The organism is Streptomyces sp. NPDC086554, assembly GCF_040686095.1.
GTDB lineage: Bacteria > Actinomycetota > Actinomycetes > Streptomycetales > Streptomycetaceae > Streptomyces.
The window spans coordinates 361,396-377,051 of sequence record NZ_JBFBJK010000004.1; the positions used below are offsets into that span (position 1 = coordinate 361,396).

Annotated in this window: 16 protein-coding genes; 15 read left to right on the plus strand and 1 reads right to left on the minus strand. The window is 68.4% G+C overall.

Features of this window, described 5'->3' with window-relative positions; all coding sequences use genetic code 11:
- Positions 1 to 20: 20 nt before the first annotated feature.
- The 15 genes from prmC (at position 21) to AB0O76_RS08985 (ending at position 13,694) form a co-directional block, all read left to right on the plus strand.
- Entirely contained in the window at positions 21 to 866 is an 846-nt protein-coding gene (gene prmC, locus AB0O76_RS08915) for a peptide chain release factor N(5)-glutamine methyltransferase (RefSeq protein ID WP_365486897.1), read from the plus strand.
- A 47-nt stretch (positions 867 to 913) separates the two neighbouring features.
- Positions 914 to 1,561 carry an L-threonylcarbamoyladenylate synthase gene (locus AB0O76_RS08920; RefSeq protein WP_365486899.1) on the plus strand — a complete coding sequence of 216 codons (648 nt, stop codon included), beginning with the start codon at positions 914 to 916 and terminating at the stop codon, positions 1,559 to 1,561.
- Positions 1,558 to 2,202, plus strand: coding sequence for a protein-tyrosine-phosphatase (locus AB0O76_RS08925; RefSeq protein WP_365486901.1), 645 nt, complete (start codon positions 1,558 to 1,560; stop codon positions 2,200 to 2,202). The genes AB0O76_RS08920 and AB0O76_RS08925 overlap by 4 nt, the downstream gene beginning before the upstream one ends.
- Positions 2,203 to 2,317: 115 nt before the next feature.
- Positions 2,318 to 3,559, plus strand: a complete 1,242-nt coding sequence (glyA, locus tag AB0O76_RS08930; protein WP_365486903.1) for a serine hydroxymethyltransferase — start codon at positions 2,318 to 2,320, stop codon at positions 3,557 to 3,559.
- A 130-nt stretch (positions 3,560 to 3,689) separates the two neighbouring features.
- Complete coding sequence (locus AB0O76_RS08935; protein WP_365486905.1) at positions 3,690 to 5,045, plus strand: MraY family glycosyltransferase; 1,356 nt, start codon at positions 3,690 to 3,692, stop codon at positions 5,043 to 5,045.
- Between the two features lie 262 nt (positions 5,046 to 5,307).
- On the plus strand, positions 5,308 to 5,745 hold the full coding sequence (locus tag AB0O76_RS08940; protein ID WP_365486907.1) for a hypothetical protein: 438 nt from the start codon (positions 5,308 to 5,310) through the stop codon (positions 5,743 to 5,745).
- Between the two features lie 276 nt (positions 5,746 to 6,021).
- Positions 6,022 to 6,792: a F0F1 ATP synthase subunit A gene (gene atpB, locus AB0O76_RS08945; RefSeq protein WP_365487107.1), complete on the plus strand. Its 771-nt coding sequence runs from the start codon at positions 6,022 to 6,024 to the stop codon at positions 6,790 to 6,792.
- Between the two features lie 79 nt (positions 6,793 to 6,871).
- Positions 6,872 to 7,111, plus strand: a complete 240-nt coding sequence (gene atpE, locus AB0O76_RS08950; RefSeq protein WP_365486909.1) for an ATP synthase F0 subunit C — start codon at positions 6,872 to 6,874, stop codon at positions 7,109 to 7,111.
- 38 nt (positions 7,112 to 7,149) lie between these two features.
- A complete protein-coding gene (locus AB0O76_RS08955; RefSeq protein WP_365486911.1) occupies positions 7,150 to 7,698 on the plus strand; it encodes a F0F1 ATP synthase subunit B in 549 nt (182 codons plus the stop codon).
- Positions 7,695 to 8,516 carry a F0F1 ATP synthase subunit delta gene (locus AB0O76_RS08960; protein WP_365486913.1) on the plus strand — a complete coding sequence of 274 codons (822 nt, stop codon included), beginning with the start codon at positions 7,695 to 7,697 and terminating at the stop codon, positions 8,514 to 8,516. The genes AB0O76_RS08955 and AB0O76_RS08960 overlap by 4 nt, the downstream gene beginning before the upstream one ends.
- 127 nt (positions 8,517 to 8,643) lie before the next feature.
- A complete protein-coding gene (gene atpA / locus AB0O76_RS08965) occupies positions 8,644 to 10,251 on the plus strand; it encodes a F0F1 ATP synthase subunit alpha (protein WP_365486915.1) in 1,608 nt (535 codons plus the stop codon).
- 20 nt (positions 10,252 to 10,271) lie between these two features.
- A complete protein-coding gene (locus AB0O76_RS08970; protein WP_365486917.1) occupies positions 10,272 to 11,189 on the plus strand; it encodes a F0F1 ATP synthase subunit gamma in 918 nt (305 codons plus the stop codon).
- Positions 11,189 to 12,631, plus strand: a complete 1,443-nt coding sequence (atpD, locus tag AB0O76_RS08975) for a F0F1 ATP synthase subunit beta (protein ID WP_365486919.1) — start codon at positions 11,189 to 11,191, stop codon at positions 12,629 to 12,631. The genes AB0O76_RS08970 and atpD overlap by 1 nt, the downstream gene beginning before the upstream one ends.
- A gap of 109 nt (positions 12,632 to 12,740) precedes the next feature.
- Positions 12,741 to 13,115 (plus strand): F0F1 ATP synthase subunit epsilon, encoded by a 375-nt coding sequence (locus AB0O76_RS08980; protein ID WP_365486920.1) that lies wholly within the window; start codon positions 12,741 to 12,743, stop codon positions 13,113 to 13,115.
- Between the two features lie 129 nt (positions 13,116 to 13,244).
- Complete coding sequence (locus AB0O76_RS08985; protein WP_135331165.1) at positions 13,245 to 13,694, plus strand: DUF2550 domain-containing protein; 450 nt, start codon at positions 13,245 to 13,247, stop codon at positions 13,692 to 13,694.
- A gap of 124 nt (positions 13,695 to 13,818) precedes the next feature.
- Here the strand turns inward: AB0O76_RS08985 and AB0O76_RS08990 are convergent, their stop codons facing one another.
- Positions 13,819 to 15,648 (minus strand): glycoside hydrolase family 18 chitinase, encoded by a 1,830-nt coding sequence (locus AB0O76_RS08990; RefSeq protein WP_365486922.1) that lies wholly within the window; start codon positions 15,646 to 15,648, stop codon positions 13,819 to 13,821.
- Positions 15,649 to 15,656: the final 8 nt, after the last annotated feature.

Consider the following 15,656-nt stretch of genomic DNA (forward strand, 5'->3'; position numbering starts at 1 on the left):
ACTGCCCCCGGAGGACCAGCGTGAACCTGCTGCTCGCGGAAGTGGCCCAGGCCACCCAGCGGCTGGCCGACGCCGGCGTGCCCTCGCCGCGCAACGACGCCGAGGAGCTCGCCGCCTTCGTGCACGGCGTGAAGCGGGGCGAGCTGCACGCCGTCAAGGACGCGGACTTCGACGCACGCTACTGGGAGGCGATCGCGCGCCGCGAGGCCCGCGAACCGCTCCAGCACATCACAGGGCGTGCCTTCTTCCGCTACCTCGAACTGCAGGTGGGCCCCGGCGTCTTCGTGCCGCGCCCCGAGACGGAGTCGGTCGTCGGATGGGCCATAGACGCGGTGCGCGCGATGGACGTCGTCGAGCCGCTCATCGTCGATCTCTGTACGGGTTCCGGGGCGATCGCGCTTGCCATGGCGCAGGAGGTGCCGCGCTCACGGGTGCACGCCGTGGAGCTGTCCGAGGACGCCCTGAAGTGGACGCGGAAGAACGTCGAGGGGTCCAGGGTCAAGCTCTCCCAGGGCGACGCGCGTGACGCGTTCCCCGAGCTCGACGGTCAGGTCGACCTCGTCGTCTCCAACCCGCCGTACATCCCGCTCACGGAGTGGGAGTACGTCGCCCCGGAGGCCCGCGACTACGACCCCGAGCTGTCGCTCTTCTCCGGCGAGGACGGCCTCGACCTGATCCGCGGCATCGAGCGCACCGCCCACCGGCTGCTCAGGCCCGGCGGTGTCGTCGTCATCGAGCACGCGGACACCCAGGGCGGCCAGGTCCCGTGGATCTTCACCGAGGAGCGGGGCTGGGCCGACGCGGCCGACCACCCCGACCTCAACAACCGCCCGCGCTTCGCGACCGCCCGCAGGGCGATGCCGTGAGGACGAACACTTCAAGCCAGCAGTATGTGTACGAGGAGGCCCGCTAGATGGCACGGCGATACGACACCAACGACGCGACCGACCGTACGACCGGTCTGCGCGAGGCCGCGTCCGCCGTCCGCCGTGGCGAGCTGGTCGTGCTGCCCACCGACACCGTCTACGGCATCGGTGCCGACGCCTTCACCCCGGAGGCCTGCGCCGATCTGCTCGACGCCAAGGGCCGTGGCCGCAATATGCCCACCCCTGTCCTCATCGGCTCCCCGAACACCCTGCACGGCCTGGTCACCGACTTCTCCGAGTCGGCCTGGGAGCTCGTCGACGCCTTCTGGCCGGGCGCGCTGACCCTGGTCGCCAAGCAGCAGCCGTCGCTCCAGTGGGACCTCGGGGACACCCGTGGGACCGTCGCGATCCGGATGCCGCTGCACCCCGTCGCCATCGAGCTGCTCACCGAGGTCGGCCCGATGGCCGTCTCCTCGGCGAACCTCACGGGGCACCCGGCCCCCGAGGACTGTGACGCCGCGCAGGAGATGCTCGGGGACTCCGTCGCCGTGTACCTGGACGGCGGCCCGACGCCGGGCATCGTCCCCTCGTCGATCGTGGACGTCACCGGGAAGGTGCCGGTACTGCTGCGCGCGGGTGCGCTGACCGCGGAGGAGCTCCGCAAGGTGGTACCCGACCTCGAGGTGGCGAATTGACAGCCCCTGAGACGGGGCGTGGCATAGCGGCTTGTCGAGATTCGTTCCGCATCCTCCACGTCAGCACCGGCAATGTGTGCCGCTCGCCGATCACCGAGCGGCTGACCAGGCATGCCCTGGCCGACCGCCTCGGCGACCCGTTCACCGGCGGCCTGATCGTGGAGAGCGCGGGTACGTGGGGGCACGAGGGTGCCCCCATGGAGACCAACGCCGAGACGGTCCTCGCGGACTTCGGGGCGGACGCGACCGGCTTCATGGGCCGTGAGCTGCTCGACGACCACGTCATCCGGGCGGACCTCGTCCTGACGGCGACGCGGGACCACCGGGCGCAGGTCATCTCGATGGGTCACTCGGCAGGACTGCGCACCTTCACGCTGAAGGAGTTCACCCGTCTGGTGCGGGCCATAGACCCGGCCACGCTGCCCGACCCCGACGGCGATGGCGTGGTGGAGCGTGCCCGTGCCCTGGTGCGGGCGGCGGCGGCGCTGCGCGGCTGGCTGCTCGCGCCGAGCGTCGAGGCCGACGAGGTGTACGACCCCTACGGGGCGCCGCTCCCCTTCTTCCGCTCGGTGGGCGACGAGATCAACGAGGCGCTCGACCCCGTGGTGACGGCGCTGACCGGAGTGCGGGCCAAAGCCTGAACCTTTCCCCAGGTCCGGGCCGGCGCCGAAGAAAGATCCCGTGACGCCGCGCGTGCGGCGTGAGGCAGGCCTACATTGGAGGGACTTCAACCCCCCGCGAGGCCCGGAGCCCACGATGCCGGTCACCACAGAACGACTGCCCACCGTGGGGGCGGACGCCCTCCGCCGCGAGGACCCCCAGATGGCCGAGGTCCTCCTCGCCGAGGCCGAACGCCAGGCCAGCGGCCTCCAGCTCATCGCCGCCGAGAACTTCACCTCACCGGCCGTCCTCGAAGCCCTCGGCTCCCCGCTCGCCAACAAGTACGCCGAGGGCTACCCCGGCGCCCGCCACCACGGCGGCTGCGAGCTGGTGGACGTCGCCGAGCGCATCGCCATCGACCGCGCCAAGGCCCTCTTCGGCGCCGAGCACGCCAATGTCCAGCCGCACTCCGGATCGTCCGCCGTCCTCGCCGCGTACGCCGCGCTGCTGCGCCCGGGCGACACCGTCCTCGCCATGGGCCTCCCGTTCGGCGGCCATCTCACGCACGGCTCGCCCGCGAACTTCTCGGGCCGCTGGTTCGACTTCGTCGGATACGGCGTCGACCCCGAGAGCGGCCTCATCGACTACGAACAGGTGCACGCGCTCGCCCGTTCGCACCAGCCCAAGGCGATCGTCTGCGGCTCCATCGCCTACCCCCGGCACATCGACTACGCGGCCTTCCGCGACATCGCCGACGACGTGGGCGCCTATCTCATCGCCGACGCGGCCCACCCCATCGGCCTGGTCGCCGGGGGAGCGGCGCCCAGCCCGGTGCCGTACGCGGACGTCGTGTGCGCCACCACCCACAAGGTGCTCCGCGGCCCGCGCGGCGGCCTGATCCTGTGCGGGGCCGAGCTCGCGCAACGTATCGACCGGGCGGTCTTCCCCTTCACCCAGGGCGGCGCCCAGATGCACACGATCGCCGCCAAGGCCGTGGCCTTCGGCGAGGCGGCCACCCCGGCCTTCACGGCGTACGCCCATGACGTGGTCGCCAATGCGCGGATCCTCGCCGAGGCGCTGGCCGCTGCGGGCTGTGTGATCAGCACCGGCGGCACCGACACCCACCTGATCCTGGCCGACCCGGCCCCGCTGGGCGTCGACGCGAGCACCGCACGCGGCCGCCTCGCCGCGGCGGGCCTTGTCCTCGACACCTGCGCCCTGCCCCACGGCGACAGCCGCGGACTGCGGCTCGGCACGGCCGCCGTCACCACGCAGGGCATGACCGACGCGGAGATGGTCCGCATCGCCGGGCTCTTCGCCGAAGCGGTGCGCGAGGCCCCGGGGGTACGAGAGGAAGTGCGCGAATTGGTGGGCAGATTTCCGCCGTATCCGGGCTAGGTCGGGGTAGACGCGTCCGGAAGATGCGCGTACTCGTGCAACCATCGTCGCTACCCGGAAGTCCCCAGCCATATGCCCGCAGAGCTAGGCTGTGGGGCTGAGATGGCCAGCGATACCTGTGGGGAAGCCCGTGCGTGAATACCTCCTTACGCTCTGCATCACGGCCGCGGTGACTTACCTGCTGACCGGCCCGGTGCGGAAGTTCGCGATCGTGGCCGGCGCCATGCCGGAGATCCGCGCCCGCGACGTGCACCGGGAGCCGACGCCCCGGCTCGGCGGGATCGCGATGTTCTTCGGCCTGTGCGCCGGGCTCCTCGTCGCCGACCACCTGCCGAATCTGAACGACGTCTTCGAGCGGTCCAACGAGCCGCGCGCGCTGCTCTCCGGTGCCGCGCTGATCTGGCTGATCGGTGTGCTCGACGACAAGTTCGAGATCGACGCGCTGATCAAGCTGGGCGCCCAGATGATCGCCGCGGGCGTCATGGTCATCCAGGGTCTGACGATCCTGTGGATCCCGGTCCCGGGCTACGGCATGGTCCTCCTGGACCAGGGGCAAGGCACGCTTCTGACGGTCGCGCTCGTCGTCATCACCATCAACGCGGTGAACTTCGTCGACGGCCTCGACGGCCTGGCCGCGGGCATGGTGTGCATCGCCGCATCGGCGTTCTTCCTGTACGCCTACCGCCTCTGGTACGGCTACGGCATCGAGGCCGCGGCCCCCGCGACGCTCTTCGCCGCGATCCTGATCGGCATGTGTGTGGGCTTCCTGCCGCACAACATCCATCCCGCAAGGATCTTCATGGGGGACTCGGGCTCGATGCTGATCGGCCTGATCCTGGCGGCGGGGGCGATCTCCGCCACCGGGCAGATCGACGGTGACGCCCTGAAGCTGAACTTCGGCGGCACCCGCGATGCCACCCACGCGATGCTCCCGGTCTTCATCCCGCTGCTCATGCCGCTGACGATCATCGCGATCCCGTTCGCCGACCTGGTGCTCGCCATCGTCCGCCGTACGTGGAACGGAAAGTCGCCGTTCGCCGCCGACCGCGGGCACCTGCACCACCGGCTCCTGGAGATCGGTCACTCGCACAGCCGCGCGGTGCTGATCATGTACTTCTGGTCGGCGCTCATCGCCTTCGGGACGGTCGCGTACTCGGTCCACTCCACGAGCATGTGGATCCTGCTCGGCATCGTCGCGCTCAGCTCCGTGGGGCTCGTGCTGCTCCTGCTGCCGCGCTTCACCCCGCACATTCCGCGCTGGGCCGAGTCGTTCGTGCCGCCGCGCTACCGGCGCCGCCGCCGGGCCGCCGAGGCCGACGCCGAGGCGAGCGATGAGACCAACGCGACAGCCGGGACGGGTGAGCAGGAGGAGACCGAAGCGGAGGCGGATTCCCTTCCTCCGGTCGGCGCAGGCGTCAACGGATCGACCGCCGTCGGCACCCGCTCGCGCTTCGAGGATCGGCGCAAGGCCGGCTCGTCTAGCTGACGGGTCGAGGTCAAATTCGCCCAATACCAGACAACTCGCCTCGCTGAATGCACAGACGCGCAGGCTCACTCTCATGTGTGACGGCGAGCACACCTGGCAGGTAAAGACCTCATCAAATAGTTTGTGATACCGTTCACGAAACCAGGGGATAGAGCCGAAGGACCGTAGTGCCACGGCCCATTGGCCCGAGGAACGCTCTCGACCCCGGACTACGCTCGTCCATGACGACACCCTGCCCCCATCAGTAAGCGGAGCTGCCGCCATGCCGTCTCAAGACACCCGAACACTCCTTCAGACCGCCGTACCCACGGCTGCCGCAGGCGCGATCGTCGCCGTCGTCAGTGCCGTGGTCGCGGGCGGCAAGGGAGCGCTCGGTGCAGTCGTCGGCACGCTGGTCGTCATCGCTTTCATGGGGCTCGGGATGTTCGCGCTGCAGCGAACGGCGAAGGCGCTCCCGCATCTGTTCCAGATGATGGGTCTGCTGCTCTACGTCCTTCAACTCCTGCTGCTTCTCGTCTTCGTGGCCCTTTTCAAGGACACCACGCTGTTCAACCCCAAGGCGTTCGCCGTGGGCCTTGTTGTGGCGACCGTCGTATGGATGGCGTCGCAGGCTCGTGCGCACATGAAGGCCAAGATCCTTTACGTCGATCCCGACTCCGAGCAACAGGACAAGCCGGAGAAGTCGGGGTCCTCGACGTGAAGGGTAGGGCCGGGATAAATGCGCGTTCGAGATGCTGCTATCGTCCGGTGCCAACTGCGGCACTGCCGGCGCGGGCATCTGAGCTGACGCCTGCACGATCGCGAGGCTCGATGCCTGAACGCCGCGCCCACATCCGAAACACCAGTCTGGTGCCGAATCGCGGCCGCGCGCCGCGCCGACACGACAACGAGGTTGCCGTACCTATGCGTCACGCCGAAGGAGCCCGCGGTGAGTGCTGACCAAACTGAGCTCGCCTTTGACTGGAGCTGTCGGATCATGTCCGACAACGGCTGTGGCTTCCCGTCCCCGGGCCTGCACTCGTTCCTCTTCAAGCCGATCTTCACGGTCGGTGGGTTCGAGTTCAACAAGGTGATGCTGCTCGCCCTGCTGACCACGCTCGTCGTCATCACCTTCTTCTACGCGGCGTTCGGCAAGGCCAAGGTCGTCCCGGGCAAGCTGCAGATGATCGGTGAGGCCGGCTACGACTTCGTACGCCGCGGCATCGTCTACGAGACGATGGGCAAGAAGGAGGGCGAGAAGTACGTCCCCCTGATGGTCTCGATGTTCTTCTTCATCTGGATCATGAACATCTGGTCCGTGATCCCGCTGACCCAGTTCCCGGTCTCGTCGATCTTCGCGTACCCGGTGGTCCTGGCCGCGATCGTCTACTTCATCTGGGTGCCCCTGACCTTCAAGCGGCACGGATTCGTCGGCGGCTGGAAGAACATCACCGGTTACGACAACTCGCTGGGCCCGATCAAGTGGCTCGTGTCGTTCATCGAGTTCTTCTCGAACCTGCTGGTCCGTCCGTTCACGCACTCGGTGCGACTCTTCGCGAACATGTTCGCGGGTCACCTGATGCTGGTGATGTTCACCGTCGCCTCCTGGTACCTGCTGAACAGCTGGATGATCCCGGCCGCCGGTGTCTCGTTCGTGATGACGATCGCCATGATCCTCTTCGAGCTCTTCGTGCAGGCGGTTCAGGCGTACGTCTTCGTGCTCCTCTCCGCCACCTACATTCAGGGCGCTCTCGCCGAGCACCACTGAGTGCCCCCCGGCTAAAAAGCCCCCCAGATCGCCCGGTGGCCAACCCCCACCGGTCCTTGAAAGAGAAGGAAGTAACGGCATGTCCGCGACCCTCGAACTCGCCGCAGGCGTCTCCGGCTCCCTCGGCTCCATCGGCTACGGCCTCGCCGCGATCGGCCCCGGCATCGGCGTCGGCATCGTTTTCGGTAAGGGCACCGAGGCCCTGGCCCGTCAGCCCGAAGCCGCTGCGCTGATCCGTTCGAACCAGATCCTCGGCTTCGCCTTCTGTGAGGCGCTCGCCCTCATCGGCATCGTCATGCCGTTCGTGTTCGGTAAGTAAGCACTTCTTGCTGACACTTTTCGACGAAAGGCACTGATGTGATCGCCAACCTGGTTCAGCTGGCGGCCGAGGAAGAGCAGAACCCGCTCATCCCGCCGGGTCCTGAGCTGCTCATCGGCGCACTGGCCTTCGCTGTCGTCTTCTTCTTCTTCTGGAAGAAGCTCCTCCCGAACATCAACAAGGTTCTGGACGAGCGCCGCGAGGCGATCGAAGGCGGTATCGAGAAGGCCGAGGCCGCTCAGACCGAGGCCCAGAGCGTTCTTGAGCAGTACAAGGCTCAGCTCGCCGAGGCACGGCACGAGGCCGCGCGTCTGCGCCAGGAGGCGCAGGAGCAGGGCGCCCAGCTCATCGCCGAGATGCGCGCCGAAGGCCAGCGCCAGCGCGAGGAGATCGTCGCCGCCGGCCACACGCAGCTCGCCGCCGACCGCAAGGCCGCCGCGCAGACGCTGCGTCAGGACGTGGGCCAGCTGGCCACCGACCTGGCCGGCAAGCTCGTCGGCGAGTCCCTCGAGGACCACGCCCGGCAGAGCCGCACGATCGACCGCTTCCTCGACGAGCTCGAGGAGAAGGCCGAGGCCACTCGATGACAGCCCACGGAGCTAGCCGCGAGGCCCTGGCCGCCGCGCGCGAGCGTCTTGACGCGCTGACCGACAACACGTCGGTCGACGCCAAGAAGCTCGCGGACGAGCTGGCTGCTGTCACCGCGCTCCTCGGCCGCGAGGTCTCGCTGCGTCGGGTCCTCACCGACCCGTCGCAGAGCGGCGAGTCCAAGGCCGAGCTCGCCGGGCGCCTGCTCGGCGGGCAGGTGGGCGGCGAGACCGCCGACCTGGTGGCCGGCATGGTCCGCTCGCGCTGGTCGCAGTCGCGTGACCTGGTGGACGCCCTCGAGGAGCTCGCCAACCTCGCCGACCTGACCGGTGCGCAGAAGTCCGGCGCGCTGGACGACGTCGAGGACGAGCTGTTCCGGTTCGGCCGGATCGTCACCTCGAACCCCGCCCTCCGGTCCGCGCTGACCGACCGCGGCGCCACCGGCGCGGCCAAGAGCGAGCTGCTGCGCAGCCTGCTCGGCGGCCGGGCCAACGCGGCGACCGAGCGGCTGGTCGAGCGCCTTGTGACCGCGCCCCGTGGACGTAGCCTGGAAGATGGACTCGAGTCCCTCTCCAAGCTGGCCGCGGACCGCCGGAACCGGATGGTCGCCGTCGTCACTTCTGCTGTGCCGCTCTCGGACCAGCAGAAGCAGCGCCTCGGTGCCGTCCTGGCGAAGGTCTACGGCCGGCAGATGCACCTGAACCTCGACGTGGACCCCGAGGTCCTCGGCGGGATCACGGTGCAGGTCGGCGACGAGATCATCAACGGCAGCATCGCGGACCGCATCGAGGACGCGCACCGCCGCATGGCGAGCTAGCAGTAACGCAACACGTAGTAATTACGGCCCTAGTTGGGCCGTGCAGAGGATTCACCTCTTACTTGGGGGGAGTCCCCAGACCCCCAAAGTGAAACTTCGGGCCCAACAAGGAGAGCAGGGAACCCAGATGGCGGAGCTCACGATCCGGCCGGAGGAGATCCGGGACGCACTGGAGAACTTTGTCCAGGCGTACAAGCCGGACGCGGCCTCGCGCGAGGAGGTCGGTTCGGTCACCGTTGCCGGTGACGGCATCGCGAAGGTCGAGGGCCTCCCCTCGGCCATGGCCAACGAGCTGCTGAAGTTCGAGGACGGCACCCTCGGTCTCGCCCTCAACCTTGAGGAGCGCGAGATCGGCGCCGTCGTCCTCGGCGAGTTCAGCGGCATCGAAGAGGGCCAGCCGGTCACCCGTACCGGCGAGGTCCTGTCCGTCGCGGTGGGCGAGGGCTACCTCGGCCGCGTCGTCGACCCGCTCGGCAACCCGATCGACGGCCTCGGCGAGATCGAGACGTCAGGACGCCGCGCCCTCGAGCTGCAGGCCCCCACGGTCATGGACCGCAAGTCGGTGCACGAGCCGATGGAGACCGGCTACAAGGCCGTCGACGCGATGACCCCGATCGGCCGTGGCCAGCGGCAGCTGATCATCGGCGACCGCCAGACGGGCAAGACCGCCCTGGCCGTCGACACGATCATCAACCAGCGCGACAACTGGCGCTCGGGCGACGTGAACAAGCAGGTGCGCTGCATCTACGTCGCCGTCGGTCAGAAGGGCTCCACCATCGCCTCCGTGCGCGGTGCCCTGGAAGAGGCCGGCGCGCTCGAGTACACGACCATCGTCGCCGCCCCGGCGTCCGACCCGGCGGGCTTCAAGTACCTGGCGCCCTACACCGGTTCGGCCATCGGCCAGCAGTGGATGTACGAGGGCAAGCACGTCCTCATCGTCTTCGACGACCTCTCGAAGCAGGCCGACGCCTACCGCGCCGTGTCCCTGCTGCTCCGCCGCCCGCCGGGGCGCGAGGCCTACCCGGGTGACGTCTTCTACCTGCACTCGCGTCTGCTCGAGCGCTGCGCGAAGCTCTCGGACGAGATGGGCAAGGGCTCGATGACGGGTCTCCCGATCGTCGAGACCAAGGCGAACGACGTGTCGGCGTTCATCCCGACCAACGTCATCTCCATCACCGACGGCCAGTGCTTCCTGGAGTCGGACCTGTTCAACGCCGGTCAGCGCCCCGCGCTCAACGTCGGTATCTCCGTCTCCCGAGTCGGTGGTTCCGCGCAGCACAAGGCGATCCGTCAGGTGTCGGGCCGACTCCGCGTGGACCTCGCCCAGTTCCGTGAGCTCGAGGCGTTCGCCGCCTTCGGTTCCGACCTGGACGCCGCGTCGAAGTCCTCCCTCGAGCGCGGTCAGCGGATGGTCGAGCTGCTCAAGCAGCCGCAGTACCAGCCGATGGCCACCGAGGACCAGGTCGTCTCCATCTGGGCCGGTACCACGGGCCGCATGGACGAGGTCCCGGTCGCGGACATCCGCCGCTTCGAGAGCGAGCTTCTGGACTACCTGCACCGCAAGGAGCAGGGCCTGATGACCTCCATCAAGGAGGGCGCCAAGATGTCCGACGACACGATCACGGCCATTGCCGACGCCGTCGCGGAGTTCAAGAAGCAGTTCGAGACGTCGGACGGCAAGCTGCTCGGCGAGGACGCCCCGGCCGGCCCGGTCGCCGTCAACGCGTCCAAGTGACGACGGAAGGGACCTGACTCATGGGAGCCCAGCTCCGGGTCTACAAGCGTCGCATCAAATCCGTCACCGCGACCAAGAAGATCACCAAGGCGATGGAGATGATCGCCGCCTCGCGTGTCGTCAAGGCACAGCGCAAGGTGGCGGCCTCCACTCCGTACGCGACCGAGCTCACGCGCGCGGTCACCGCGGTGGCCACGGGTGCCAATGACAAGCACCCGCTGACCACCGAGGCCGAGGCTCCGACCCGGGCCGCTGTCCTGCTCCTCTCGAGCGACCGCGGTCTGGCCGGCGCCTTCAACTCCAACGCCATCAAGGGTGCGGAGCAGCTCACCGAGCGGTTGCAGGGCGAGGGCAAGGAGGTCGACACGTACATCGTCGGCCGCCGCGGCATCGCGCACTACAACTTCCGTGAGCGCAAGATCGCCGGGCAGTGGACGGGCTTCACGGATGCCCCTTCCTACGCGGACGCCAAGGCGATCGCCGGACCCCTGATCGAGGCCATCGAGAAGGAATCGGCCGAGGGCGGCGTGGATGAACTCCACATCGTCTACACCGAGTTCATCTCGATGATGACGCAGGACGCGGTCGATTCCCGACTGCTCCCGCTCAGCCTCGACGAGGTGGCGAAGGAGGCGGGCACGACGGACGAGGCCCGCCCCCTGTACGACTTCGAGCCGTCGGCGGAGGACGTCCTCGACGCCCTGCTGCCGCGCTACGTCGAGAGCCGTATCTACAACGCGCTGCTCCAGTCGGCTGCTTCCAAGCACGCCGCCACGCGCCGCGCGATGAAGTCGGCGACCGACAACGCGGGTGACCTGATCACTGCGCTCACCCGCTCTGCCAACGCGGCCCGCCAGGCCGAAATCACCCAGGAAATCAGCGAGATCGTCGGTGGCGCCAGCGCCCTGGCCGACGCGACCGCGGGGAGTGACAAGTAATGACGACCACTGTTGATACGGCCGTTGCCACGGGCCGCGTCGCCCGGGTGATCGGCCCGGTCGTCGACGTGGAGTTCCCCGTCGACGCGATGCCGGAGATCTACAACGCCCTGCACGTCGAGGTCGCAGACCCGGCTCTGGACGGCGCCTTGAAGACGCTGACCCTCGAGGTCGCCCAGCACCTGGGTGACGGCGTGGTCCGCGCGATCTCCATGCAGCCCACCGACGGCCTGGTCCGCCAGGCCGCGGTGACCGACACGGGCAACGGCATCACCGTCCCGGTCGGTGACATCACCAAGGGCAAGGTGTTCAACACCCTCGGTGCGATCCTGAACCACCCCGAGGCCGAGGCCGAGGTCACCGAGCGCTGGCCGATCCACCGCAAGGCCCCGGCCTTCGACCAGCTCGAGTCCAAGACCGAGATGTTCGAGACCGGCCTGAAGGTCGTCGACCTTCTCACCCCGTACGTCAAGGGTGGAAAGATCGGTCTGTTCGGTGGTGCGGGCGTCGGCAAGACCGTCCTCATCCAGGAAATGATCATGCGTGTGGCCAAGCTGCACGAGGGCGTTTCCGTGTTCGCCGGTGTCGGCGAGCGCACCCGTGAGGGCAACGACCTCATCGACGAGATGGAAGAGTCGGGCGTTCTGGACAAGACCGCCCTGGTCTTCGGCCAGATGGACGAGCCGCCGGGCACGCGTCTGCGTGTCGCCCTTGCCGGTCTGACCATGGCGGAGTACTTCCGCGATGTGCAGAAGCAGGACGTGCTGTTCTTCATCGACAACATCTTCCGCTTCACGCAGGCCGGTTCCGAGGTCTCGACCCTGCTCGGCCGTATGCCCTCCGCGGTGGGTTACCAGCCGAACCTGGCCGACGAGATGGGCCTCCTCCAGGAGCGCATCACCTCGACGCGTGGTCACTCGATCACCTCGATGCAGGCGATCTACGTCCCCGCGGACGACCTCACCGACCCGGCCCCGGCCACGACCTTCGCGCACCTCGACGCGACGACCGTGCTGTCGCGTCCGATCTCGGAGAAGGGCATCTACCCGGCGGTGGACCCGCTGGACTCGACGTCCCGCATCCTGGACCCGCGCTACATCGCGCAGGACCACTACGACGCGGCCTCCCGCGTCCGCGCGATCCTGCAGAAGTACAAGGACCTCCAGGACATCATCGCGATCCTCGGCATCGACGAGCTCAGCGAAGAGGACAAGCTGGTCGTCTCGCGCGCCCGTCGCGTCGAGCGCTTCCTGTCGCAGAACACCCACGCCGCCAAGCAGTTCACCGGCCTGGACGGTTCGGACGTGCCGCTCGACGAGTCGATCGCCGCGTTCAACGCGATCATCGACGGTGAGTACGACCACTTCCCTGAGCAGGCGTTCTTCATGTGCGGTGGCATTGACGACCTGAAGGCGAAGGCCAAGGAGCTCGGCGTCTCCTGAGTCCATGACTCATGGGAGGGGTGGGCGCGTCCCGCCCCTCCCGGTACGCCCACTAGAATTTGACCCAACACCCGGCGAAGCCGCCGGGTGGTGACCCGAGGAGCCACCCTTGGCTGCTGAGCTGCATGTCGAGCTGGTCGCCGCGGACCGCAGTGTCTGGTCCGGCGAGGCCACCCTGGTCGTCGCGCGCACCACGTCCGGCGACATCGGCGTCATGCCCGGTCACCAGCCGCTTCTCGGTGTGCTGGAGTCGGGCCCGGTGACCATTCGTACGAGCGACGGCAACACTGTCGTCGCCGCCGTCCATGGAGGATTCATCTCCTTCGCGGACAACAAGCTGTCACTGCTTGCTGAGATCGTCGAGCTGTCGGACGAGATCGATGTCCAGCGCGCGGAGCGGGCGCTCGAGCGCGCGAAGGCGGAGGCCGACGCCTCCGCCGAGCGTCGCGCGGACGTCCGACTGCGGGCGGTGGCGACGCGCTGAACCCAGCGTGTCGGCGTTGACGTGACTCAGCCGCGGCCTGATCCGGAGCAATCCGGAGCGGGTCGCGGCTGAGGCAATGCGGGTGCAATTCTGTTGGTCCGTTTCGAAGAGGCGAGGAGGTCGGTGCCGATGATCCTCACTCTGCTCGTGTGCGGACTCGTATTGGTCGCGCTGGTACTGGTGGGGCTCTTCGTCTTCGGACTGCGCCGCCGGCTGATCCAGCGGTCCGGCGGCACCTTCGACTGCAGCCTGCGCTGGAACGCCCCGGAGAAGGGCGACACATCCGGCAAGGGCTGGGGCTATGGGGTCGCCCGCTACAACGGCGACCGGATCGAGTGGTACCGCGTCTTCTCGTACGCTCCCCGGCCGCGCCGGGTCCTCGAGCGCTCGGCCATCGAGGTCGTAGACCGTCGTGCACCGGACGGCGAGGAGGAGCTGGCGCTGCTCTCCGACGCAATCGTGCTGGGCTGCCTGCACCGGGGCGTACGCCTGGAGCTGGCGATGGGCGAGGACGCGCTCACCGGTTTCCTGGCTTGGCTGGAGGCGGCGCCGCCGGGCCAGCGAGTGAACGTGGCCTGAGCCCCGAAGGGGCGCGGGGAACTGCGCGACCAGCCACGGGCGGCCCGCAGCTTCAAGACGTGAGAAGCCGGGGTAGACAAGGGGCGTTCTTGTCTACCCCGGCTTCGTCTATGCGGGACGGCTGCTACTTCAAACCGTCATTAATGGCAGACACCAACTCACCGCCGGCGGTGTCCCCACTGAACTCCCAGAAGAACGCACCGCCAAGACCCTGCCCCTTCGCCCAGGCCATCTTGCTCTTGACCGTCGCCGGGGTGTCGTACGACCACCAGTTGCTGCCGCAGTAGGCATACGCGGTACCCGCGACGGTGCCGTTCGAGGGGCAGGAATTCTTCAGCACCTTGTAGTCCTCGATGCCCTGCTCATACGTGCCCGCGGCGGGCCCCGTGGCCGTGCCGCCGGGCTCCTTCTGCGTGACCCCGGTCCACCCACGCCCGTAGAAGCCGATGCCCAGAAGCAGCTTCGCGGCGGGGACGCCCTTCGCCTTCAGCTTGGCGATCGCTGCGGCGGAGTTGAAGCCGTCCTGCGGGATGCCGGCGTAGGAGGTGAGGGGGGAGTGCGGGGCCGTCGGGCCCTTGGCCGCCCACGCGCCGAAGAAGTCGTACGTCATCACGTTGTACCAGTCGGCGTACTGCGCGGCGCCGCCGTAATCGGCCGCGTCGATCTTGCCGCCGTTGGAGGCGTCGGCGGTGATCGCGGCGGTGACCAGGGCGTCCTTGCCGAACTCGGTGCGGAACGCCTGCATCATGTTCTTCATCGATGCGGGACCGCTGGTGTCGCAGGTCAGGCCGCAGGCGTTGGGGTACTCCCAGTCCAGGTCGATGCCGTCGAAGACGTCGGCCCAGCGCGGGTCCTCCACCAGGTCGTGGCAGGACTTGGCGAAGGCGGCGGGGTTCTTCATCGCCTCGCCGAAGCCGCCGGACCAGGTCCAGCCGCCGAAGGACCACAGGACCTTGAGGTTCGGGTGCTTGGCCTTGAGCTTGCGCAGCTGGTTGAAGTTGCCGCGCAGCGGCTGGTCCCAGGTGTCGGCGACACCGTCGACGGACTGGTCGGCGGTGTAGGCCTTGTCGTAGTCGGCGTAGGCGTCGCCGATGGCGCACTTGCCGCCGCTGACGTTGCCGAAGGCGTAGTTGATGTGCGTGATCTTGGCGGCGGACGCCGAGGTGTCGATGTTCTTCACGTGGTAGTTGCGGCCGTAGACGCCCCACTGCGCGAAGTAGCCGAGCTTGACCTTGCCGCCGGGGCCCGGGTCGGTGCCGCCCGTGGTGTGCACCTTGACGGCGCCGGATGCCGGTCCTGTCTGGTCCGCGGTGTCGCGGGCCTGGACGGTGTACGAGTAGTCGGTGCCCGCGGTCAGGCCGCTGTCGGCGTACGAAGTCCCGGTCACCGTCGCCACCTTGGCGCCGTCGCGCAGCACGTCGTAGTTCTTGACGCCCTTGTCGTCGGTGGCCGCGCTCCAGGCGAGCTTCACGGACGTGTTGGTGATGTCGGAGGCCGTGGGGGTGCCGGGGGCGCTCGGCGGGTTGTCGCCGGGGACGCTGCCGCCGTCACAACTGCCGCCGTTCAGCGTGCAGTTGGCGGGTGAGCCGGGGCCCGAGCCGTTGAACCCGAAGGAGACGGAGGCGCCGGGGGCGAGCGTCCCGTTCCAGCCGAGGTTCTTGGCGGTCCAGCGGGTGCCGGAGTTGGTGACGGTGGCGTCCCAGGCGGACGTCACCTTGGTGTCGGAGGGGAAGTCCCACGCGACGGTCCAGGAGCTGATCGAGGTGGTGCCGGTGTTCTTGACGGTCCACTTGCCCTCGAAGCCGCTGCCCCAGTCCTGGGTCTTGGCGTACGTGGCGGTGGCGGCCGGGGCGGCTTCGGGTGCTGCCTCGGCGGGGCCCGTGAGGGCGACCAGGGTGGCGAGCGGGAGCAGCAGGGTGGTGAGGCCTGCCACGGCTCTGTGTCTGAAGCGCACGGTGTGCT

What these genes read in the sequence shown, in the direction of transcription:
- AB0O76_RS08985 (WP_135331165.1), top strand. Translation starts at nt 13,245, where the DNA reads ATGATCCTCACTCTGCTCGTGTGCGGACTCGTATTGGTCGCGCTGGTA.
- atpD (WP_365486919.1), top strand. Translation starts at nt 11,189, where the DNA reads ATGACGACCACTGTTGATACGGCCGTTGCCACGGGCCGCGTCGCCCGG.
- AB0O76_RS08960 (WP_365486913.1), top strand. Translation starts at nt 7,695, where the DNA reads ATGACAGCCCACGGAGCTAGCCGCGAGGCCCTGGCCGCCGCGCGCGAG.
- atpA (WP_365486915.1), top strand. Translation starts at nt 8,644, where the DNA reads ATGGCGGAGCTCACGATCCGGCCGGAGGAGATCCGGGACGCACTGGAG.
- AB0O76_RS08920 (WP_365486899.1), top strand. Translation starts at nt 914, where the DNA reads ATGGCACGGCGATACGACACCAACGACGCGACCGACCGTACGACCGGT.
- atpB (WP_365487107.1), top strand. Translation starts at nt 6,022, where the DNA reads ATGTCCGACAACGGCTGTGGCTTCCCGTCCCCGGGCCTGCACTCGTTC.
- atpE (WP_365486909.1), top strand. Translation starts at nt 6,872, where the DNA reads ATGTCCGCGACCCTCGAACTCGCCGCAGGCGTCTCCGGCTCCCTCGGC.
- AB0O76_RS08970 (WP_365486917.1), top strand. Translation starts at nt 10,272, where the DNA reads ATGGGAGCCCAGCTCCGGGTCTACAAGCGTCGCATCAAATCCGTCACC.
- glyA (WP_365486903.1), top strand. Translation starts at nt 2,318, where the DNA reads ATGCCGGTCACCACAGAACGACTGCCCACCGTGGGGGCGGACGCCCTC.
- AB0O76_RS08940 (WP_365486907.1), top strand. Translation starts at nt 5,308, where the DNA reads ATGCCGTCTCAAGACACCCGAACACTCCTTCAGACCGCCGTACCCACG.